Here is a 20,050-nt window from a genome sequence, read left to right as displayed (position 1 = left end):
GCCGGGGTGCAACGATGGGAGTGATGATCGATCTGCCGGAGGCGGTGCGCGCGATGGGCGCGCGGGGGCCGCAGTGGCAGGCCTGGGTCGACGGACTCCCCCGGATGGTGCGGTCCCAACTCGACGAGTGGCAGCTGGTGATCGACGGGGACCCCACGCACGGCCACTGCTCACTCGTGCTGGCTGTCCGCACCCCGGATCGTGCAGCGGGAATGCTCAAGATCGGCTTTCCTGACACCGAGTCCGAACATGAGCATCTTGCGCTGAGGCGATGGGGAGGCAACGGTGCGGTCCGTCTGCTGAGCGCCGCTCCCCCTCGTCGCGCGATGCTGCTGGAACGTCTGCAGCCACGAAACCTCAACGAGCTCTGGGACATTGAGGCCTGCGAAGTTGTCGCCGGCCTGTACCGGAAAATTCATGTTCCCGCCTTACCGCAGCTGCGTCTGCTGAGCGAGTCCGTCACCGAGTGGACCGCCGGTCTGGCGGCCCTGCCCCGCAACGCCCCGATCCCGCGCAGGCTGGTGGAACAGGCGATAGCCCTCGGCACGAACCTGGCCGCCGAGCCCGCCAGCACCGGCACACTGATCCACACCGACCTGCATTACGAGAACGTACTGGCAGCCGAACGCCAACAGTGGTTGGTGATCGACCCGAAGCCGATGAACGGCGACCCGCACTACGAGATCGCGCCGATGCTGTGGAACCGGCGCGAGGAACTGGCCGGATATGTGCGCGAAGGCGTGCGGCGACGGTTCTACGCGCTGGTCGACGCGGCCGGATTCGACGCCGACCGGGCCCGCGCGTGGGTGATCGTGCGGATGATGCACAACGCCATGTGGGAACTCACCGAGAACGTCGAACCCGACCCGGACTGGCTGACCGCCTGCGTGGCCATTGCCAAGGCCGTGCAGGACTGACGGCGGTCACGCCGCAGCGATGGCTGCACGGAGTCGCTCCCGCCACCACGCGACCCGCTCCGGCTCGGTCACCGCATATCGGCCGAGCAGGTCCTGCTGCGGGGCAGGCGGCATCGGGGCCACCGGCAGGAAACCGTCGGCGGTGACCAGTGATCGCGACGGGCCGACCAGATCGGCTGCCAGCAGTGACCTGGCGCCCAGTTCGCAGGCGTACGGCAACTCCGGGAGCGCACCGGCCAGCGCTAGCCCGGTGGTCAGACCCACGCTGGTCTCCAACGCCGAGGTGACGAGGCACGGCAATCCGCTGACCTCGGCTGTCCGCAGCGCCCGGCGGGCACCGCCCATCGGACCGCTCCGCAGGATCGCGATGTCAGCGGCTTCACCGAGGGTGACACCTGCCGGAACCTCGGCTTCTCGGATCGCCGCATCTGCGGCGATGCGGACATCGACCCGGCGGCGCACCGCCGCCAACTCTGCCAACGTGCGGCACGGCTGCTCGACGAATTCCAATCCGTTGGCCGCCCTGTCCAGCGCCGCAATCGCGGTGGCGGCGCTCTCGACATCCCATCGCCCTCTGGCGTCACAGCGGAGCGCGCTGCCCGGGCCCAGCGCCGCCCGCACGGCCTCGAGCCGAGCGATGTCGTCGGCCAGGGTGTCCCCGTCCGCGCCGACCTCGACCGCGGCTGTTCGGCAGGGTGTCGCGGAGGCGATCTCGTGTGCGCGGGCGGCGTTTACTGCCGGAACGGTGACGGCGACCTGAACGCGTCCGCGTACCGGGTCCGGAAAGCCCACGGTGCCCGCCTCGGTCGCGGCAGTCAGCCAGCGGGCCAGCACTCGGTCGTCATCGTCGCGCTGCGGGCTGAACTCACCCCAGCCCTGCGGCCCCTCGATGAGCATGCCGTGGTGCATCGTGACCTGCCCGACAGGATCGATCAGCGGGATGGCAAACACCGGTGCGCTGTCAAAGTCGATCAGAGTCTTCACAAGGAAATGACGCTAGCCCACGCCGCGCCCGGTGCGTGGAGCCTAGACTTCGGTGCGGGCCTGAGCGGGACGAATGCGGAGGAGATCGGCATGGCGAGCCGAGTGCGGCGGGGCGTGATGGCGGCGTTGTCGGTGGCGGCGTTGGCAGCGGTGCCGATGGGGGTGACCGCCGTCGTGACACCCGCGGTGAGTTTGGCGGGGTGCCAGCCGGGCGAAACCGGAGTCATCTACGGATGTGCACCGTTCTGTGTGCCCGGACGGCAACTCGACGCCGCGACCGGTCTGTGCCTGCCGGTACCGCCGCCGGCAGCAGCACCGGCGGTTGGCGGTAGAACCCCGCTCTGGTAACCGACTCTCCGATCGAGGACCGGGCAAGGCCCAACTACGCTCAGGCCATGGCGAATGTCCTGACCGTCAATGTGGCCCACCCGCGACCCAACCCGGACAAGCCGCAGACGCTCACCGGCATCGACAAGCGCCCGACCGACGACGCTGTCGCCGTGCGCTCCCCCGGCCCGATGCATGGCGGGCTGGGCAGCGGACTGGTCGGCGACACCATCGGCAATCAGCTGTTCCACGGCGGTGACGATCAGGCGGTGTACGCCTACGCGCGCGAGGATCTGGACTACTGGCAGATCGAACTGGACCGCGAGATCGCCAACGGGGTGTTCGGCGAGAATTTCACCACCGCGGGCATAGATCTCACCAATGCTCTGATCGGCGAACGCTGGCGGGTGGGGACAGCCGGGCTGGAGCTCGAAGTGTCCCGGCCGCGGATCCCCTGCCGCACGTTTTCGGCGTGGTTGGAGATCAACGGTTGGATCAAAACCTTTACCAGGGCCGCGATTCCGGGCGCATACCTTCGGCTCGTGACCCCCGGCACCGTGCGCGCCGGGGATCAGATCGTGGTGACCGAACGGCCCGACCACAACATCACCGTCGGGATCGTGTTCCGGGCTCTGACGCTGGAAGCGCAACTGCTGCCGGATATTCTGCGCGCCGACGCGTTGCCCGAGGTGCTCAAGGACCTCGCAGCGCGACGCGCCGGCACCTAGCCTCCGGCTTTTACTCGGGCCAGCTGTTCTTGAGGATGACCTCGACGAAATCCTCACGGACGAACGACTTGTCGAAATGCGCAAGGACGTCGGCGTTGACTGTGCCGAAGGTGGACTGGGGACGGTGTTTGACCCCGTCGGTGAACGCCTGCAGGATGCAATTTTTGAAGTCGGCCCGCGGGTGCGCCTTCGTCACCTCCGCAAGGGCGTCCGCTGAGAGTTGATCGCGTCCGATGCCGAGCACATCGGTTTCGACTCCGGCGGTCACCAAGGCGATTTCGGGATCGAGGAACTCCGGTACGCCCGGTGTGGTGTGCAGCGCAATCCCCAGCCAGACCTTGCGGGCTGCGGCCTCATCGACCCCGCGCTCGAGCAGAAAGTCCCGCGCCGCGTGGGCGCCGTCGACCTCGAACCGCAGGGCCGAATTACTGCGGTACGGTTCGGTCAAGCCGAGATCGTGGAACATCGCACCGACGTAGAGCAGTTCCAGGTCGGGCTGCAATCCGCGGCGCTGCCCCTGCAATGCACCGAACAGGAACACCCGCCGGGAATGGTGGAACAACAGATCGTTCTCCGCGTCGCGGATGTACTGGGTGACATCGCGCACCAGCGCGGTGTCGGGAATGGTGATACCGGCGATGGCCTCGGTTGTCGGAATGGTCATGACACCTCGCATTCGTGAGCGGATTGGAAATCTGAGACCAGTCTGCGACCGCCCGCGGCAACCCGACCATGGCCGATGCGCCATGTTTCCCACAAGAAGCGACACAATGAGCGGATGACAGCAGCGATGCGTTCACGGATCGTGGTCATCGTCGTCTTCGACGGTACGAAACTCCTCGACGTGGCAGGCCCTGCCGAGGTCTTTGCCGAAGCGAACCGGTTCGGTGCCGATTACCTACTCAAGGTCGCATCGGTGGACGGCCACGACGTCACGACCTCGATCGGCACAAAGTTCGCCGTGACCGAACGCGTCTCGGACATCCACGGCGTCGACACCGTCCTGGTGGCCGGTGGGGACAACCTGGTGGGTCAGCCCATCGACCCCGCGCTGGTGGCGTCGCTCCGCGACATCCCGTCGCGGACCCGGCGCCTGGCCTCGATATGCACGGGGGCGTTCATCCTCGCCGAGGCAGGCCTGTTGAGCGGTCGACGAGCCACCACCCACTGGCGCCATGCCCGCTTGCTCGCACGTGCCCATCCCGACATCGCCGTCGAACCGGATGCGATCTACGTGCGCGACGGTGACGTGTTCACCTCGGCGGGAGTGTCGGCAGGGATCGATCTGGCGCTGGCGTTGGTGGAGCTGGATCACGGCACCGAACTGGTCCGCCAGGTGGCGCGTTCGTTGGTGGTGTACCTCAAACGAGCCGGCGGTCAGTCCCAGTTCTCGACGCTGGTCGAGACCGAGGTGCCGTCGCAGTCGGCGATCAGGCGGGTCACCGAAGCGGTCGCGGCGGATCCGGCCGGCGACCACAGCGTGAAAAGCCTTGCCGCGCTGGCATCGCTGAGCACCCGCCAGCTGACCCGCCTCTTCCAGGCCGAACTCGGAACCACGCCGGCACGGTATGTGGAGAGGGTGCGCATCGACGTCGCCCGCGCCGCGCTCGACGCCGGCGCTGCGGTCGGTGACACTGCCCACGCGGCGGGTTTCGGCAGTGCCGAAACGCTGCGGCGCGTGTTCGTCAACCACCTCGGTGTCTCCCCGAAGGCTTACCGGGACAGGTTCCGCACCGCCGCGCGCGGGTGAGCTCGGGCTCAGACCCAGCGGGGAAGTTCCTGACCGATGAGTGGTGCGATCTTGTCCGCCATGTAGGCGTGCCCGGCATCGGTCGGGTGAATGCGATCGCCGCCGATCAACTCGGGCCGGTCGAAGAACCAACCCGCTTGAATGGGGTCGAAGAACTCCGCGCCGACGTCGCGGGCCGCGTCCCGGAGAATGTCCCGGGTCCGGTACATGTTGGGAGGCACGTCGGCGTTGATCCACGGCGGCCCGATGACGAGAAGTTTCGCCGCGGGTGCGATCCGGCCCGCCAGCGCCAGCGCATCGCGGCTCATGCGGGCGAGCGCCGCCGGGTCCGCGTCCATATCGTTGCGAGAGCCGAAGAACACGATCAGCGAGTCGTCGGGTTGCACTGCGCGCGCCGTCAGATCGTGGAAGATGCTGCCGCGGTTGCCCCGCACCACATAGCCCGCTCCCCCTTCGGCGACCACGTCGGCGGTGACGAGCACGCCGCGGCTGGCGAGCGCCTGCCAGGCCAGCGTCGTCCACCCTTTCGGCCCGAGTCCACCTTCATTGGTGCCGGTGGTGTACGAGTCGCCGATCACCGCGATGTGGTTCAGCCGCGGGTCCAACCCTGACGTCGTGTACTGCTGCTCGGGTATCTGGATGACCAACCCGACCAGAAGGCCGAACGAGATGACGAACGTGGTCAGACGACTCACTGCTACCTCCACTGCCGGTGAGACGTATCTGTCCCGCTCTGCGATTCTCGATCAGACTCCCAGCCGACGGTGTCACATCGGTAACGAGCCCATAACAACCTGTGCCACAGCATATTCGGTGGCCGCGCCAGGTCATCCCGCGCGTGCCGAAACCGGTGTCTGCCGGGTGTCCAGCTCACCGTCGATCCGGTGCAGCTTGCTGTTGGGCGGGTCGGCAGGTTTGATGTCGACCATCCTGCGCATCCATCGCCGAGCAGGCTCCTCGACACCGTGGTACAGCAGGATCGCCCCGACGACCGCGATCGCGAACAGGCCCGCGAGAATCAGCTTCCCGGACCAGCCCGACATCGTGAGCTCGAACTGCTCGGCCGCCCACAACCAGGCCGTATGGACCAGTTCATGCACCATGTACAGCCCGAAGGAGATCTGGCCGCCGTAGACGAACCATCGCGTCGACAGCAGCGCGGGGAGGCTGCCCAGCCCGACCGACATGACCACCACCAACGGGACGAACAGGATGTCCACCAGACCGCCGGCGTCCCCGACGGTGTTCATCGGGTGTCCGTCGAAGAAATACAGGAGGCCGATGATCGCTGCCGACAGCCCGATGGACAGATAGCCTGCGCCACGGCGACTGCGGTCGGTCAGCTGCAACTTGCGCACCGCGGCGCAGGCCAGCGCACCGGCGATGAACTGCATGACGATCCGGGGCAGCCAACTCCACGGTGTGTAGAAATGTCCGGTCGCCATGAGCAGGACCACCGGCGGCAGCGAGGCCGCGATGGCCAGCCACACCAAGCTCCGGGCCCGGGTGGCGCGAGCTATCCGGAAGACCACCATGATAAGGGCCCCGAACAGGAGGTATGCCAGCCACTCTGCGCTGATCGACCAGGCCGGACCGTCCCAGCTGGACCCGTCGAAGTACGGCTGGAACCACAACTGCACCAGAAACAGCTGGCGCAGGTAGCTGACCGCGGTGTACTGACTGGTGTCCTCGGGCGGCACGTGCCCGACGTTCAGGGTGAAGATCAGCCACAGCGCCGCCAGATGCAGCGTGACCAGGTACACCGGCCACACGCGGGCCAGCCGCAGCCACAGGAAGTGCAGCGTCGCCCGGGTCGACCACGACGGGCCCATCCGGTCCAGGTAGTTCCAGGTCAGGACGAACCCACTGAGGATGAAGAACAGGTCGACGCCCTGGGCGCCGCGATCGAGTGCAGGCGCGAGCGCCTCGGCGAATGCCGGAGCAGCATCGTGCAGCAATGGCCGGAAGTGGAACAGCACCACCCAGACGGCTGCGACGATGCGCAGTCCCGTCAGGGCCTTGATCTCTGCGCCGCGCACAACACTCTTTCCGTATCCACACTCAGCTGACTCGTCCATGCCACCGCCGCGGCTGGCCGGGCGGATCACAGGGTCGCGACCTGGCACCCGGCAGCCATCGCAGACTAGCAGCGAGCGGCTGGACACCGTGTGTCAACAGGCCTGTGCACTTGCTGGGCGGGCGTTCTCGCCGCGGTCACGACAGGCTCGGGTTGCGTTGTGCAGCAAAGCGTTTCCCTGTTGCACAGAGCGGATCGAACGCGGCTCGCCAGCGCGGACAGCGCGTGTCGCAATCGCCCGGCATCTCAGGGCAACGGTACCTGGGATCCGTCGAACTGGCGGGCACCGGCATTGATCGAGGACAGCCACGCGAACAGCTTGGCCTTGGCTATCAGCGCCGGGATGTCACCGGTCGCGGGCGGATCGGTGGCTACGGCGTCGGTCTTCTGCCAGGGCTGGCAGCCACTGGTCTTGAAGGCCTTGTCGGTGGCGTCGATCTGCACCACCTGAGGCTTCTTGCTGAACGCGTTGTCGATGATGTCGCCGCCGTGCAGGTCTGCCATTCGCTTCCAGTAGCAGGTGCCGTCCTCTACCGGCCCCGCCGAGGCGTAGGTACCCGGTTCGATGTCGGTACCCACCACGAACAGGCCGTCATGGTCGATGGCCGCTGCAGGCACAGCCGGCGGTGCCGGAGGCGCGGCCGGGTCTGCAGCTGCCGCGGGCGTGGGCGACGGTGCCGCGGGCGCAGGGCCGGGTGCAGGCCCCGGTGCGGGGCCGGGTACCGAGGGCACGCCCGGATCAGCACCAGCGATACCGCTGAACGCCCCGCCGCCGGCAACAAGTAATGCGGCGGCGAGGATCGCTAATTTCATCGGCCTCATCGGACGCCAGCGTACCGCGTACGCGGCGGTTCTCCCCGGGGTTGCTGTGGCAAGCTCGCGATGTGGAAGTGCCGCACCTCGATCCGAGCCTGCCCCACCTGGCCGACGTGATCCCTGCGGTACTCACCGCCATGGGTGCGTCGGGATTCACCGGCGGCCCTGTCGACGCGCCGATCGAACTGCCGGGTCCGGTTGCCGGCGCGTGCGTGCTGCTGGTGGACGGGCTGGGCGCGGAACTGTTGGATGCCCATGCCGACGACGCGCCGGTGCTGACCGGCCTGCGCGGCAGGACTCTCCAGGTCGGCTTTCCGTCCACGACCGCAGCCGGCCTGGCCGCCGTGGGCACCGGAGTTCGGTCCGGCGAGCACGGCATGGTGGGCTACTCCTTCCGGGTACCCGACGCCTTTCCTGGAACCGGTGTGATCAACGCACTGCGCTGGCGTCCGCACCCGTGGGGCGAGGACCTGCGCGAGCGGGTGCCACCGGAGCAGATACAGCCGCTACCCACCACGTTCGAACGCGCCGCCGCCGCCGGAATCGCGGTGAGTGTGGTCTCCGGTGCCGAGTTCGCGCACTCCGGGCTCACCCGCGCAGTCCTGCGCGGTGCCCGCTACCGCGGCGTCCATGCCATCGGCGAGCTCGCCGCCGGTGTCGTCGACGTCATCGCCGGGCGTGGTTTCTGTTACGGCTACCACAGCGAACTCGACCTGGTGGGTCACCTGCACGGACCGGGATCGCTGCCCTGGCGGATGCAGCTTCGCCAGGTCGATCGCCTCGTCGAATCGGTGGTCGAGGCGTTGCCGCCGGGTGGGCTGCTCGCTGTGGTGGCCGACCACGGCATGGTCACGGTCGATTCGGCCACCACCGTCGACATCGACGCCAGCCTGCCGTTGCTCGCGGGTGTACAAGCCGTCGGCGGCGAGGCCAGGGCCCGCCATGTTTACGTCACCGACGGCGCCGTCGGGGATGTGCTGGCCGCCTGGCGCGAGACGCTGGCCGACACCGCGTGGGTGCTGTCACGGGACGAGGCGGTCGCCGCCGGGTGGTTCGGCGATCGGGTGCGTGACGACGTGCGCCCGCGCATCGGGGATGTCGTTGCCGCCGCCCGTGACCGCGCGGCGATGGTGCGCCGCGACACCGAACCGCTGGAGTCGTCATTGATCGGCCACCATGGTTCGCTGACCAGCGCCGAACAAAACATCCCGCTGCTGTTGGCTCTCGGATAATCGGACGGGGTGCCCAAATGAGCATTAGGTGGACTAAGATTCCCCGCATGAAGTTTGTAGGGCTCGCTGCCATCGGCGCCGCTGCCGCCATTGCTCTCGCCGCTCCTGCGCACGCGGATATGGACACCGACTTCGCCAACGAACTGCACACCTACGGCATCTACGGGCAGCGCGACTACAACGCGTGGATAGCCAAGATCGGCTGTAAGCGGCTGCACAACGGCGTCGATCGCAATGCCAATGACGCGGCCTCGTTCGTCACCAAGAACCTGGACCGGGACAGCAGCACAGCGCAGGTGTGGCAGTTCCTCGGCACCGCCATCAATTACTACTGCCCTGATCAGCGCTTCGTCATGGAAGAGGCCGCTGCGCAGTCGGGCTGAAATCTGCAACCGGCCACATCCGAGACTTTTGGAGCAAAATGTTGAACCGCATGCGACCGCATCGTGTGAGTAATCTGATCCGCGCCGGCGTGGCCACGTGTGCCGTGGTGGGCAGCCTGGCCGCCATTCCGGGCATCGCCTCCGCAGATGCCACCGACGACTACCCGATCCCCAACCGGATCTTGAAGACGGAGTGCGACGCCGAGCAGATCATGGCGGCGGCCCGCGATGTCGAACCGGTGTACTACGAGCGGTACATGATCGACTACAACAACAAGCCGCCGGCCGATCAGCAAGGTGCCCGGGATCGCATCCACTGGTTCTTCTCGATGGATTACGCCGGACGCCGTCAGTACTCGGAGAACACCGCGACCAATGCGTTCTACGAGCAGATGGCGTGGCGCTGGCCGAACTGGGCCAAGCTGTTCTTCAACAACAAGGGTGTGGCGGCGAACACCACGGATATCTGCATGAACTACCCGCGCGGTGATATGTCCTTGTGGAACTGGTAATTCCCGGGCCACCCCCACTGCGCACCGTTGGATCCGCGGGTATTGTCGCCGCTGGTTTCGTTACCTGCATCACCATTGGTCGTCGACGCGCAGCGACGTGATCCCACGGGTTTATTCGATCAACCCGTGGTGAGCGTTTGTTTTGCCGATGACGCTTGCTCGACTCATGCATTGGCGACCGATGCCGCCGGGCCCGCGACCCGGCGTGACGATGATATCGGCGTTTTACGATTCTGTTATATAAGCTAATATCTCGCTTAACTTAGCTAACGGGTGGAGACGCGAGGGTGCACATGGCACAGAGCAGCAACGACATCCGGTGCCTCGGGACCGGTGCCGGAACGCGATGACGAACGGTACGAAAAACCGACGGACCAAACAGTTCTCGATCACGAGACTGGCGAGGCGGTTTTGGATTCCGGTGCTCATCGCGGTCGTAGTGGTTGTCGGTGCGTTCACTGTGCTGCGGGTGCGCACGTTCTTCGGCGCCGGCGATGGCACGGGCATGGCCAGCGCGAAGGTCGATGACACCAAACCGTTCGATCCCAAGGTCGTGGTCTATGAGATCTACGGCGAACCGGGCGCCTATGCCGACGTCAACTATCTGGACCTCGACGCCCAACCTCAACGGGTCGACGGCGTGAGCCTGCCGTGGACGCTGCGGTTGGAGTCGACGGCACCGTCGGTGTTTCCCAACATCGTCGCCCAGGGCAACGGTGACACGATCAGCTGCCGCATCACCGTCGATGACGAACTCAAAGACGAGCGCACCTCCAACGGCGTGAACGCCCAGACCTTCTGCTTGGTGAAATCTGCATGAGCTCCCCCACTCCCGACGCACCCACTGACGCCTTCCCGGCGGCGGACGCGCCCAAGCTTGCGCGCCATGGTGGCCTTGCGAAATGGATCCGGCGCCTTGCCATTCCCATCATCCTGGTCTGGATCGCCGTCATCGCAGTGCTGAATGTGATCGTCCCCCAGCTCGAAGAGGTCGGGGAGATGCGCTCGGTGTCGATGAGCCCCGATGACGCGCCGTCGATGATCGCGATGAAGCGCGTCGGCGAGGTGTTCCAGGAGTTCAAGTCCAACAGCTCGGTGATGGTCGTGCTGGAGGGTGACGAAGCCCTCGGCGACGATGCACACAAGTTCTACGACGAGGTCGTCGACAAGCTCGAAGCCGACAAGAAGCACGTCGAGCACGTCCAGGATTTCTGGGGCGACCCGCTGACCGCCTCCGGCGCGCAGAGTTCTGACGGCAAGTCGGCCTATGTGCAGGTTTACACCGCCGGTAACCAGGGTGAGGCGCTGGCCAACGAGTCGGTGGAAGCCGTTCAGTCCATCGTCGATAGCGCGCAGGCCCCGTCCGGCGTGAAAGCCTACGTCACGGGTCCGGCCGCACTCTCAGCCGATCAGCAGATCGCCGGTGACCGCAGCATGCGGATGATCGAGATGCTGACGTTCACCGTCATCATCATCATGCTGCTGCTGGTCTACCGGTCCATCGTCACGGTGATCCTGACCCTGCTGATGGTGGTGTTGGGGCTGGCCGCGGCCCGTGGTGTGGTGTCGTTCCTGGGCTTCTACGAGATCATCGGCTTGTCCACGTTCGCGACAAACCTGTTGGTGACGTTGGCGATTGCCGCGGCCACCGACTATGCGATCTTCCTGACCGGGCGATATCAAGAGGCCAGAAGTGTCGGCGAGGACCGAGAACAGGCCTACTACACGATGTTTCACGGCACCGCGCATGTGGTGCTGGGTTCGGGCATGACCATTGCCGGTGCCACTCTGTGCCTGCACTTCACCCGCCTACCGTATTTCCAGTCCCTGGGTATCCCGCTGGCGATCGGCATGACCGTCGTCGTTTTCGCGGCCTTGACACTGGGACCCGCGGTCATCACCGTGGCCAGCCGGTTCGGCAAGACGCTGGAACCCAAGCGCGCCATGCGTACTCGTGGGTGGCGCAAGATCGGTGCCGCCGTGGTGCGCTGGCCCGGACCGATCCTGATCGCCACGATCGCCTTGTCGCTCATCGGACTCTTGACGTTGCCCGGTTACCGCACCAACTACAACGACCGCGACTACCTGCCGCAGGATCTCCCGGCGAACAGTGGTTACGCGGCCGCCGACCGGCACTTCTCCCAAGCGCGGATGAATCCCGAGCTGCTGCTCATCGAGAGCGATCACGATCTGCGCAACTCCGCGGACTTCCTGGTTGTCGACCGGATCGCGAAGCGCGTCTTCCAGGTGCCCGGCATTTCCCGGGTGCAGGCCATCACCCGACCGCAGGGCACCACGATCGAGCACACCTCGATCCCGTTCCAGATCAGCATGCAGGGCACCACCCAGACCATGAACATGAAGTACATGCAGGACCGCATGAAAGACATGCTGTCGATGGCCGATGAGATGCAGAAGTCGATCGACACCATGGAATCCATGCTCCAGCTGACCAGGGAGATGGCTGACACCACCCACAGCATGGTCGGCAAGATGCACACCATGGTCGTCGACGTGGCCGAACTGCGGGACCACATCGCCGATTTCGACGATTTCTTCCGGCCGATCCGCAACTACCTGTACTGGGAACCGCACTGCTTCGACATTCCGATGTGCTGGTCGATTCGATCGATCTTCGACACCCTCGACGGCATCGACACCATGACCGACGACATCCAGAAGCTGATGCCGGACATGGACCGTCTCGACGAACTCATGCCGCGGATGGTCACGATCATGCCGCCGATGATCGAGACGATGAAGAAGATGAAGACGATGATGCTGACCATGCAGGCCACCATGGGTGGGTTGCAGGATCAGATGGAAGCCATGATGGAGAACCAGACGGCCATGGGCCAGGCGTTCGACGCTTCCAAGAACGACGATTCCTTCTATCTGCCGCCCGAGACGTTCGACAACCCGGACTTCAAACGCGGCATGAAGATGTTCCTGTCCCCCGACGGGCATGCGGTGCGGTTCATCATCAGCCATGAGGGCGATCCGATGAGCCCCGAAGGCATCTCACATATCGACAAGATCCAGCAGGCCGCCAAGGAAGCCATCAAGGGCACGCCGTTGGAGGGCTCGAAGATCTACCTCGGCGGTACCGCGGCCACCTTCAAGGACATGCAGGAAGGCGCCAACTACGACCTGCTGATCGCCGGAATCGCCTCACTGTGCCTGATTTTCATCATCATGCTGATCATCACCCGCAGCGTGGTGGCGGCCGCGGTCATCGTCGGCACGGTGGTGATATCGCTGGGTGCGTCCTTCGGCCTGTCGGTGCTGATCTGGCAGCACCTCATCGGACTCGAGCTGCACTGGATGGTGCTGGCGATGTCGGTGATCATCCTGTTGGCCGTCGGCGCCGACTACAACCTGCTCCTGGTATCCAGATTCAAAGAGGAGATACACGCCGGGCTCAACACCGGCATCATCCGCGCCATGGGTGGCACCGGCTCGGTGGTGACCTCGGCCGGTCTGGTGTTCGCATTCACCATGATGTCGATGGCCGTCAGCGAACTTGCGGTGATCGGGCAGGTGGGCACCACCATCGGCCTTGGCCTGCTCTTCGACACGTTGGTGATCCGGTCGTTCATGACCCCGTCGATCGCGGCGTTGCTCGGTAAGTGGTTCTGGTGGCCGCAGCGTGTGCGTCAACGCCCGGTGCGGGCGCCGTGGCCGGATATCCAGAAGGATCCGCAGGAATCGCTGAACCGATAGCACCGACGGCGCTAGGGTGTCCGCTGCTCCAGCCCGTACTTCAGATTCGACAGCTTGAGCGACCAGTCGTCCGAAACCGCCTGACGTACAGCGCTATCCGCACCGAGGCCGCAGTGGGTGACGGTGAGCTTCACCTGGTCTTCGTTCGGCTCGATGTCGAACGAGACCTGGGACCGTCGTTCCGCCGCGGCCACGGCGACGGTCTCGTCAGTGCCGAAAGCGCGGAAGGTGAACGCAAGCCGCTGATATGGGTCGGATTCCAGGATCACCTGCTCGGGCTCTTCGATCCGCAACCCGTTCTCGACCCATATGTAGGTTGACCCTCGCAGCCAGTCCGATTCGATCGCGTGGCCCAGGTACGCCGCCGAATACCCGGGGTTCGTGATGGCGTACCACACCCTTTCCGGCGTGCTGCGGATGTAGGTCGTGTAGACGAATTCTTCGCCGAGGTCGGTGACGTCCGCGAGTGTGAGCACCTGCGGACGGTCGTAGCGGTCGATCCAGCGGTCGGTGATCGCGTTGATCGGTCGGGTGCACAGATAGTGCAACTTCTCCCTGCCTCGCCACACCGTGGTCACCAACTCGGCGCTCTCCAGCACGCTGAGATGCTTGCTCACCGATTGCCGCGCCATTGTCAGCCCGTCGCACAGCTCCCGAAGCGTCTGGCCGTCGTGGTCGTTGAGGCTGTCGAGCAGTTGGCGCCGGCTCGGATCAGCCAACGCCTTGAAGATCTCGTCCATCTCCCCCATATTACGCAGCCTTATGGCTGCATATTTTCGGATTCTCACCCCGCCGGGCTGCCACGCGGGTTGAAGACGGCTTAACGCGCCGGCCTGAAATTCGCCCGATCTGCAACTCGAGGTACCAGCGTCGAACGTGCTACGCGCAGCGACAGGGCATGACACCGGTGCGCCGCAGCCGGGCCGGCGGCGCCGGACCACCTGCTGCTCGAAAAATCCGATGGTACAGCGCCTTTCGCCACACTCTGAATTGTCACCACGACGGTTCGGGCGCGGATACATGCACTGCCGCAAGCACATTGAGGCAAGCCGACCTTCATGAGGATCGAGGCCAAACCAAGGCGGGAAATGTCTTCCAACTGCACTTTTTAGAACGACACTGAATTCGATATTCCGTGAACTGACCAGTACGAACGGCCACTTGTGAAGGGAGTCACATATTTTGGTCGGCCAAATTCGCCTCTGTTAATGTCCGGCCGCATGTTTGCTATCGCGACGCTGATGGCGCTTGTCCAGCAGGTATCGGGCACGCCGTACATCTCCGGTGGGGACTCTCCGTCCGGAACCGACTGCTCGGGCCTGGCCTCATGGGTGAGCAATGTGGCCACCGGCCGGCCGGCATTCGGGGACCGGTTCAACACCGGGAACCAGGAACGCGCCCTTCTGGCCCGCGGCTTCAAATACGGAAGCGAGCCCGGTGCGCTGGTGATCGGCTGGAACAGGGGCCACACCGCGGTGACGTTGCCCGACGGCACACCTGTGTCCTCCGGCGAGGGCGGCCGCGGTGTGAAGGTGGGGGGCGGCGGCGCCTACCAGTCGCAGTTCACCCACCACATGTACCTTCCCGCGCAGGCCGCCGACCCGGCCACGCCACCCGGCGCGCCGATGCCCTTAGGTGCCCCACCCCCGCCTGAAGCCCCGATGCCCCCGGCTCCGCCGCCTGCGATGGATCCGCCTCCGCCGCCACCGCCGGCTGATCCGTTCGCGCCACCGCCACCGCCACCTGCCGACCCGTTCGCGGCACCAATTGTCTTGGATGTGCCACCACCCCCGGCACCCCCGGCACTGCCTGCGCCACCCCCCGCGCCCGGAACGATGCCCGTCTGACCCGACCGGGATCACACCTGCGGCGGGCGTGGGACGACGGTTCACTCGGATAACGTCTCGGTGTGATCGTGCTGCTGCCTCCGTCGGAGACCAAGCGCACCGGCGGGGACGGCCCGCCGATGCGTTTCGACGCTCTGAGTTATCCCGCCCTCACGCCGCTGCGCGAGGCTCTGGTCGACCAACTGGTCAGCGTCGCGGCCGACCCCCCTGCCTGTCGCAAGGCGCTGGGCCTCTCCCCCGCCCAGGACGCCGAGATCGAACGCAATGCGGCACTTCGGGCGGCGCCGACGCTGGCGGCGATCAACCGCTACACCGGCGTGCTCTACGACGCCCTCGATGTCGACTCGCTGCGCGGCGCGGCGGCGGGCCGGGCCCGTGACCGCCTCGCCGTCGGATCCGCACTGTTCGGCCTGTTGCGGGCCGAGGACCGGGTTCCGGCCTACCGCCTGTCCGCCACCTCGAAGCTGCCCGGTCAACCTGGCCTGAGCACGCGCTGGCGCCCGCTGTTGGAGCCGGCACTTGCCGAACTCTCCCGTCAGGAACTGATCGTCGACCTCCGGTCCGGCTCCTACGCGGCGCTCGGCCGGATCCCGGACGCCGTGCGGGTGCAGGTCCTCGCCGAGCATGCCGACGGCAGGCGCACAGTGGTCAGCCATTTCAACAAGGCACACAAGGGCCGCTTGGCCCGGGTGCTGGCCGGCTCCCGGTCCGAGCCGAACGACGCGGCCGCGGTGGCCGCCATCGCACGTCGCGCCGGGATGCGGGTCGAACGCGAGGGCAATGACGTCACGATCGTGACCGACGCCTGACGCGCCAGTCAGGTCAGCCTTCCATTTCAGCGGCGCGGCAGGGATATCCGCGATGTGGTGGCCGGGTACCGGCCGCAGGATGGCGCAGTTGCCGGAGCTGTCTGGACTTGTCGGTCCAAACTGCTTTGGCCTGCGAAGTACCTGAATTCACGGCTTTGTGATGGTCAATTTGTTTGTTGCCGAATTAATTTCACGGAATCTGCGATACGGGCATCCGACTCCCAGCGCTATCATCTTTCCTTGCGGGTTCCACACGGCGCGCCACGGCGTGGTGCAGAATACGAGTCCGCGCCACGCGTTTGGTGTGTGAGATCCGCAACACGATGCCGCATTACGGGGAGCGAGCTTGGTGATTCACCCAGCATCTACGTCATGGCCGCCGCGCACCGGTGGCCGGCACCGCAAGCAGCCGGAGCATCGCTGGAGACCGATCAGCATCGGGCTGATGGCGGCCGGCGCGGTCAGCGTCCTGCTGGCTACCGTCGTGATGATCACCGCGTTGGCCGCGAAGCTGTCGGCCAGGGACTCCACGTACACGGTGGGCGCACGGACGCTACAACCTGAGCGGACCGGAGCACCACGGCCGGCGCAATCGGCACAACCCGCGCAATCCCACAGGGCATACCAGGCGTCGCAATTCGCCTTCGATCATTCAGGATTCATCGGCTCGCAGGCGCGGTGCCAGGATCACCAGACCGCCCGTGCGATCGGACGTACCACGGCCTCACTGGTGGTGATCTGTCTGGACCGCAGTGGTCGGTTCGAGTATCACGGCGTCCGGTTGAGTGATGATGCCGCGTTGGCCGCTGTCGCGCAGACCGGTCAGGCGCGTCGATTCGTCGCACGCAACCACGAAGTCAGTTATGCGGTGTCGTCGGCTGAACTGCTGGTGACGTCCGGGAAAAACGTCATCAAGAAGGAGCCGATGGTCGAGTACCGCGAGATCCTCTCCACGCCAATCGTCGTCGCACCCCGGTAGCTGCAGATGGATTCGCAGCAGGCATTCGAACTCGCCGATGTCGACGCCGTCGGCCAGGGCGCTCTGGCCGCCACCGGAGAGGTGACCGCCGTCGAACTCGTGGAGGCCGCGATCTTGCGGGTGGAGGCGACCCGGCAACTCAATGCGGTCATCACCGACCTCTTCGACCGGGGTCGGGCCCGGGCGGCCGAACTCGACGCAGCCGGGACGCTGCGCGGCGGGCAGGCCGGCCCGGTGGGCGGAGTTCCTTTTCTGCTGAAAGACCTGGGCGCTTCCCTGGCCGGAACGCCAGAAGCGATGGGCTCGCGCGCGTTACGTGATTATGTGGCAACGGATTCGGCATGGACCGTGCAACGGTACCTGGAGGCCGGTCTGGTGATGATCGGCAAGACCAACACCCCGGAGTGGGGAAACCACTGCACCACCGAACCCGCATTGTTCGGTCCCACGGTGAATCCCTGGTCGCCGGCGATCACGCCCGGCGGCTCCAGCGGCGGCTCGGCAGCCGCCGTGGCGGCGGGAGTGGTGCCGGCCGCCTCCGGCGGGGACGGGACCGGCTCGATCCGGGTTCCGGCGTCCTGCTGCGGCGTGGTCGGCCTCAAACCCCGGCGCGGTCGCACCTCGTTCGCACCCGACGGTGGTCACGGGTTGGAAGGTTTGGTGAACAACCACGTGTTGACCCGAACGGTGCGCGACAGTGCGGTGTTGCTCGACGCGGTCACCGGTTCGGCAGGCGGCGACCCGTACACGGCCCCCGTACCGCATCAGCCCTTTCTGCAGTCACTCACGCAGTCACCGCAGCCGCAGCGCGTTCTGCTGTCCACATCGTCACCGTTCCCCTGCGATCGCGTCGACACCGAGGTGGTCACCGCGGTGGAATCGGCCGGCCGAATGCTGGAAAGCCTTGGCCACCACATTGATTCGGCCGCGAACGACCCGATGATCGAGCCCGACGCGGTGGCCGACGCGATCGCGGTGCTGCACACCGTCAGCAACGTCCAGCTGCACGCATTCGCCACCGGCCAGCTGGGCCGGGAACCGCGCGAGGACGAGTTCGAGCCGAGCACCTGGGTGATGGTCCGCGAAGGATTCGCCACCACGGGCCTGGCCTATGCGGATGCGATCAACACGGTGCACGCGCAGACCCGGCGTTTCGCCGCCGCGATGGCCGACCACGATGTGTTGTTGGTGCCGACGCTGCTGACCACGCCACCGCCCTACGGGTTGCTGAACCAGCCACGCGGCACCACCCGTGCCTTCTTCGACGTCGAGTTCGCCACCACCGGTTGGACGTCGCTGGCCAATGTCACCGGCTGGGCGGCGATTTCGCTACCGCTGGGCATGACTTCCGACGGCCTGCCGATCGGTGTGCAACTGATGGCTCCCGATGAAGCCGTGCTGCTCGGCCTTGCCGGCCAACTGGAGCAGGCCGCGCCTTGGACCGGCAGGCGACCGCCGGGTTGGGTGGCCAATGAGGTGCGGGCCTGACCGCGCCGCCGTACGGTCGGCCCATGGCCATTTCTCAGCCTGATCGCACCGCGGCACTTCGCACCGCCGCCGCTCACGCGGAGACCTTCCTGGCCGGCCTCGACGACCGGCCGGTGGCGTCGCGTGCCGATGCCGCCGCAGTCCGCGACGTCCTCGGCGGCCCGGTGCCCGAACATGGTCAAGACCCGACCGCTGTGATCGATGCGCTCGCTAACGGGGCGGAACCCGGACTGGTCGCCAGCGCAGGCCCGCGCCACTTCGGCTTCGTCATCGGCGGTGCGCTGCCCGCCGCGCTGGCTGCGGACTGGCTGGTCTCCGCGTGGGACCAGTGCGCGGCATTCCATTCGCTGTCCCCCGCGGCGGCGGCGATCGAGGAGATCACCGCCGGCTGGATGCTGGAACTGCTGCGGCTGCCGCCGGATGCGAGCGTCGGGTTCGTCACGGGAGCCCAGGCGGCCAACACCACGGGCCTGGCCGCCGCCCGCCATCGTGTGCTGGCACGCGCCGGCTGGGATGTGGGCCGCAACGGGCTCGGCGGTGCGCCCCGGGTACACGTGCTGTGCGGGGACCAGGCCCACGCCACCATCTACACCGCGTTGCGCCTGCTCGGCCTCGGTGAGGACGCCGCGGTCCGCGTCGCCGTCGACGATCAGGGCCGGATGCGCCCGGATGCGCTGGCCGAGGCGATGGGCCGGACCACCGGTCCGGTGATCGTGTGTGCCCAGGCCGGGAATGTGTCCACGGGGGCGTTCGACGATCTCGGCGCGATCGCCGACATCTGCGCGACGCGCGACGCCTGGCTGCACGTCGACGGTGCCTTCGGCTTGTGGGCCGCGGCGTCACCGGAAACCCGGCATCTCACCGCGGCCGCCGAGCGGGCGGACTCGTGGGCCGTGGACGCCCACAAGTGGCTCAACGTGCCCTACGACGCCGCCATGGCGATCGTCGCCGACGCGGCTGCCCACCAGGCCGCGACCGGACTGGCCGGTCCATACCTGGTGGCCGACCCGGGTCAGCGCGACAACACGAATTTCGTTCCGGAAAGTTCGCGTCGTGCCCGCGCGGTGCCGGTGTACGCGGCGCTGCGCGCGCTCGGGCGCAGCGGAGTCGCCGACCTGGTACAGCGCAATTGTGCCCAGGCCCGGCGGATGGCACGACTGCTCACCGAGCTGCCCGGCGCGGAGGTTCTCAATGACGTGGTGCTCAACCAAGTGCTGGTCCGGCTGCCCGGTGGCGACGAGGCCAACCGAAAGGCGGTGGCGGCGATCCAGGCCGACGGCACCTGCTGGCTGGGCGGCACCACCTGGAACGGCGAGTATGTGCTGCGCATCTCGTTCTCGAACTGGGCCACCGACGACGAGGACGTGGACCGGTCCGCGGCGGCGATCATCAGCGCGATCGGTGCCGCCTGAGTGCACCGCACCGAGGTGGGGTCCGGGAGGGAATACGCAGCGAATATCCTCTGAGGCGAACGTCGA

At 66.4% G+C, this 20,050-nt stretch carries 20 protein-coding genes; 14 read left to right on the top strand and 6 right to left on the bottom strand.

Annotated elements, in window-relative coordinates; all coding sequences use genetic code 11:
- Positions 1-23 precede the first annotated feature (23 nt).
- Positions 24-917 carry an aminoglycoside phosphotransferase family protein gene (locus M1247_RS15890; RefSeq protein ID WP_317157304.1) on the top strand — a complete coding sequence of 298 codons (894 nt, stop codon included), beginning with the start codon at positions 24-26 and terminating at the stop codon, positions 915-917.
- Positions 918-923: 6 nt separating this feature from the next.
- Here M1247_RS15890 and M1247_RS15885 read toward each other — a convergent pair whose 3' ends face one another.
- Positions 924-1,901, bottom strand: coding sequence for an o-succinylbenzoate synthase (locus M1247_RS15885; RefSeq protein ID WP_317157303.1), 978 nt, complete (start codon positions 1,899-1,901; stop codon positions 924-926).
- A gap of 90 nt (positions 1,902-1,991) precedes the next feature.
- Here M1247_RS15885 and M1247_RS15880 point away from each other — a divergent pair, with 90 nt between their 5' ends.
- Both M1247_RS15880 and M1247_RS15875 read left to right on the top strand, forming a co-directional pair.
- Complete coding sequence (locus tag M1247_RS15880) at positions 1,992-2,249, top strand: hypothetical protein (RefSeq protein ID WP_317157302.1); 258 nt, start codon at positions 1,992-1,994, stop codon at positions 2,247-2,249.
- 47 nt (positions 2,250-2,296) lie between these two features.
- Positions 2,297-2,956 (top strand): MOSC domain-containing protein, encoded by a 660-nt coding sequence (locus tag M1247_RS15875; protein ID WP_317157301.1) that lies wholly within the window; start codon positions 2,297-2,299, stop codon positions 2,954-2,956.
- A 10-nt stretch (positions 2,957-2,966) separates the two neighbouring features.
- On the opposite strand, the gene M1247_RS15870 is transcribed toward M1247_RS15875, so the two are convergent.
- On the bottom strand, positions 2,967-3,620 hold the full coding sequence (locus M1247_RS15870) for an HD domain-containing protein (protein ID WP_317157300.1): 654 nt from the start codon (positions 3,618-3,620) through the stop codon (positions 2,967-2,969).
- 114 nt (positions 3,621-3,734) lie between these two features.
- Between M1247_RS15870 and M1247_RS15865 the strand changes: the two genes are divergently transcribed.
- Entirely contained in the window at positions 3,735-4,706 is a 972-nt protein-coding gene (locus tag M1247_RS15865) for a GlxA family transcriptional regulator (RefSeq protein ID WP_317157299.1), read from the top strand.
- Positions 4,707-4,714: 8 nt separating this feature from the next.
- Here the strand turns inward: M1247_RS15865 and M1247_RS15860 are convergent, their stop codons facing one another.
- The 3 genes from M1247_RS15860 to M1247_RS15850 form a co-directional block, all read right to left on the bottom strand.
- Positions 4,715-5,401 (bottom strand): Rv0518 family GDSL lipase, encoded by a 687-nt coding sequence (locus M1247_RS15860; RefSeq protein ID WP_317157298.1) that lies wholly within the window; start codon positions 5,399-5,401, stop codon positions 4,715-4,717.
- Between the two features lie 132 nt (positions 5,402-5,533).
- On the bottom strand, positions 5,534-6,784 hold the full coding sequence (locus M1247_RS15855; protein ID WP_317157297.1) for an acyltransferase family protein: 1,251 nt from the start codon (positions 6,782-6,784) through the stop codon (positions 5,534-5,536).
- A 245-nt stretch (positions 6,785-7,029) separates the two neighbouring features.
- Complete coding sequence (locus M1247_RS15850; protein WP_317157296.1) at positions 7,030-7,605, bottom strand: Rv1352/Rv1906c domain-containing protein; 576 nt, start codon at positions 7,603-7,605, stop codon at positions 7,030-7,032.
- Between the two features lie 62 nt (positions 7,606-7,667).
- On the opposite strand from M1247_RS15850, the gene M1247_RS15845 reads away from it, so the two are divergent.
- The 5 genes from M1247_RS15845 to M1247_RS15825 all read left to right on the top strand — a co-directional run bounded on the left by M1247_RS15845 (position 7,668) and on the right by M1247_RS15825 (position 13,449).
- Entirely contained in the window at positions 7,668-8,831 is a 1,164-nt protein-coding gene (locus M1247_RS15845; RefSeq protein WP_317157295.1) for an alkaline phosphatase family protein, read from the top strand.
- 47 nt (positions 8,832-8,878) lie between these two features.
- A complete protein-coding gene (locus M1247_RS15840) occupies positions 8,879-9,214 on the top strand; it encodes a DUF732 domain-containing protein (RefSeq protein ID WP_317157294.1) in 336 nt (111 codons plus the stop codon).
- 50 nt (positions 9,215-9,264) lie between these two features.
- Positions 9,265-9,726 (top strand): DUF5078 domain-containing protein, encoded by a 462-nt coding sequence (locus tag M1247_RS15835; protein WP_317157293.1) that lies wholly within the window; start codon positions 9,265-9,267, stop codon positions 9,724-9,726.
- 346 nt (positions 9,727-10,072) lie between these two features.
- Positions 10,073-10,546: an MmpS family transport accessory protein gene (locus M1247_RS15830; protein WP_317157292.1), complete on the top strand. Its 474-nt coding sequence runs from the start codon at positions 10,073-10,075 to the stop codon at positions 10,544-10,546.
- A complete protein-coding gene (locus tag M1247_RS15825) occupies positions 10,543-13,449 on the top strand; it encodes an MMPL/RND family transporter (protein ID WP_317157291.1) in 2,907 nt (968 codons plus the stop codon). The genes M1247_RS15830 and M1247_RS15825 overlap by 4 nt, the downstream gene beginning before the upstream one ends.
- Before the next feature lie 11 nt (positions 13,450-13,460).
- On the opposite strand, the gene M1247_RS15820 is transcribed toward M1247_RS15825, so the two are convergent.
- On the bottom strand, positions 13,461-14,189 hold the full coding sequence (locus tag M1247_RS15820; RefSeq protein ID WP_317157290.1) for an ArsR/SmtB family transcription factor: 729 nt from the start codon (positions 14,187-14,189) through the stop codon (positions 13,461-13,463).
- Between the two features lie 480 nt (positions 14,190-14,669).
- Here M1247_RS15820 and M1247_RS15815 point away from each other — a divergent pair, with 480 nt between their 5' ends.
- The 5 genes from M1247_RS15815 to M1247_RS15795 all read left to right on the top strand — a co-directional run bounded on the left by M1247_RS15815 (position 14,670) and on the right by M1247_RS15795 (position 19,984).
- Complete coding sequence (locus M1247_RS15815; RefSeq protein ID WP_317157289.1) at positions 14,670-15,296, top strand: peptidoglycan endopeptidase; 627 nt, start codon at positions 14,670-14,672, stop codon at positions 15,294-15,296.
- 62 nt (positions 15,297-15,358) lie between these two features.
- Positions 15,359-16,105: a peroxide stress protein YaaA gene (gene yaaA / locus M1247_RS15810; RefSeq protein ID WP_317157288.1), complete on the top strand. Its 747-nt coding sequence runs from the start codon at positions 15,359-15,361 to the stop codon at positions 16,103-16,105.
- Positions 16,106-16,454: 349 nt separating this feature from the next.
- Positions 16,455-17,084: a hypothetical protein gene (locus M1247_RS15805; RefSeq protein ID WP_317157287.1), complete on the top strand. Its 630-nt coding sequence runs from the start codon at positions 16,455-16,457 to the stop codon at positions 17,082-17,084.
- 6 nt (positions 17,085-17,090) lie between these two features.
- Complete coding sequence (locus M1247_RS15800; protein WP_317157286.1) at positions 17,091-18,572, top strand: amidase; 1,482 nt, start codon at positions 17,091-17,093, stop codon at positions 18,570-18,572.
- A gap of 23 nt (positions 18,573-18,595) precedes the next feature.
- Positions 18,596-19,984, top strand: coding sequence for a pyridoxal phosphate-dependent decarboxylase family protein (locus M1247_RS15795; protein WP_317157285.1), 1,389 nt, complete (start codon positions 18,596-18,598; stop codon positions 19,982-19,984).
- The last annotated feature ends 66 nt before the right edge of the window (positions 19,985-20,050 follow it).

The organism is Mycobacterium appelbergii (assembly GCF_032883035.1).
Taxonomy (GTDB): Bacteria; Actinomycetota; Actinomycetes; order Mycobacteriales; family Mycobacteriaceae; genus Mycobacterium; species Mycobacterium appelbergii.
Note: the sequence above shows the minus strand (reverse complement) of the source record. Positions and strands in the feature narration are given on the sequence as shown.

Coding starts and splice junctions, on each gene's coding strand:
- M1247_RS15890 (WP_317157304.1), top strand. CDS start 24: ATGATCGATCTGCCGGAGGCGGTGCGCGCGATGGGCGCGCGGGGGCCG.
- M1247_RS15880 (WP_317157302.1), top strand. CDS start 1,992: ATGGCGAGCCGAGTGCGGCGGGGCGTGATGGCGGCGTTGTCGGTGGCG.
- M1247_RS15875 (WP_317157301.1), top strand. CDS start 2,297: ATGGCGAATGTCCTGACCGTCAATGTGGCCCACCCGCGACCCAACCCG.
- M1247_RS15870 (WP_317157300.1), bottom strand. CDS start 3,620: ATGACCATTCCGACAACCGAGGCCATCGCCGGTATCACCATTCCCGAC.
- M1247_RS15865 (WP_317157299.1), top strand. CDS start 3,735: ATGACAGCAGCGATGCGTTCACGGATCGTGGTCATCGTCGTCTTCGAC.
- M1247_RS15855 (WP_317157297.1), bottom strand. CDS start 6,784: ATGGACGAGTCAGCTGAGTGTGGATACGGAAAGAGTGTTGTGCGCGGC.
- M1247_RS15850 (WP_317157296.1), bottom strand. CDS start 7,605: ATGAGGCCGATGAAATTAGCGATCCTCGCCGCCGCATTACTTGTTGCC.
- M1247_RS15840 (WP_317157294.1), top strand. CDS start 8,879: ATGAAGTTTGTAGGGCTCGCTGCCATCGGCGCCGCTGCCGCCATTGCT.
- M1247_RS15835 (WP_317157293.1), top strand. CDS start 9,265: ATGCGACCGCATCGTGTGAGTAATCTGATCCGCGCCGGCGTGGCCACG.
- M1247_RS15830 (WP_317157292.1), top strand. CDS start 10,073: ATGACGAACGGTACGAAAAACCGACGGACCAAACAGTTCTCGATCACG.
- M1247_RS15825 (WP_317157291.1), top strand. CDS start 10,543: ATGAGCTCCCCCACTCCCGACGCACCCACTGACGCCTTCCCGGCGGCG.
- M1247_RS15820 (WP_317157290.1), bottom strand. CDS start 14,189: ATGGACGAGATCTTCAAGGCGTTGGCTGATCCGAGCCGGCGCCAACTG.
- M1247_RS15815 (WP_317157289.1), top strand. CDS start 14,670: ATGTTTGCTATCGCGACGCTGATGGCGCTTGTCCAGCAGGTATCGGGC.
- M1247_RS15800 (WP_317157286.1), top strand. CDS start 17,091: ATGGATTCGCAGCAGGCATTCGAACTCGCCGATGTCGACGCCGTCGGC.
- M1247_RS15795 (WP_317157285.1), top strand. CDS start 18,596: ATGGCCATTTCTCAGCCTGATCGCACCGCGGCACTTCGCACCGCCGCC.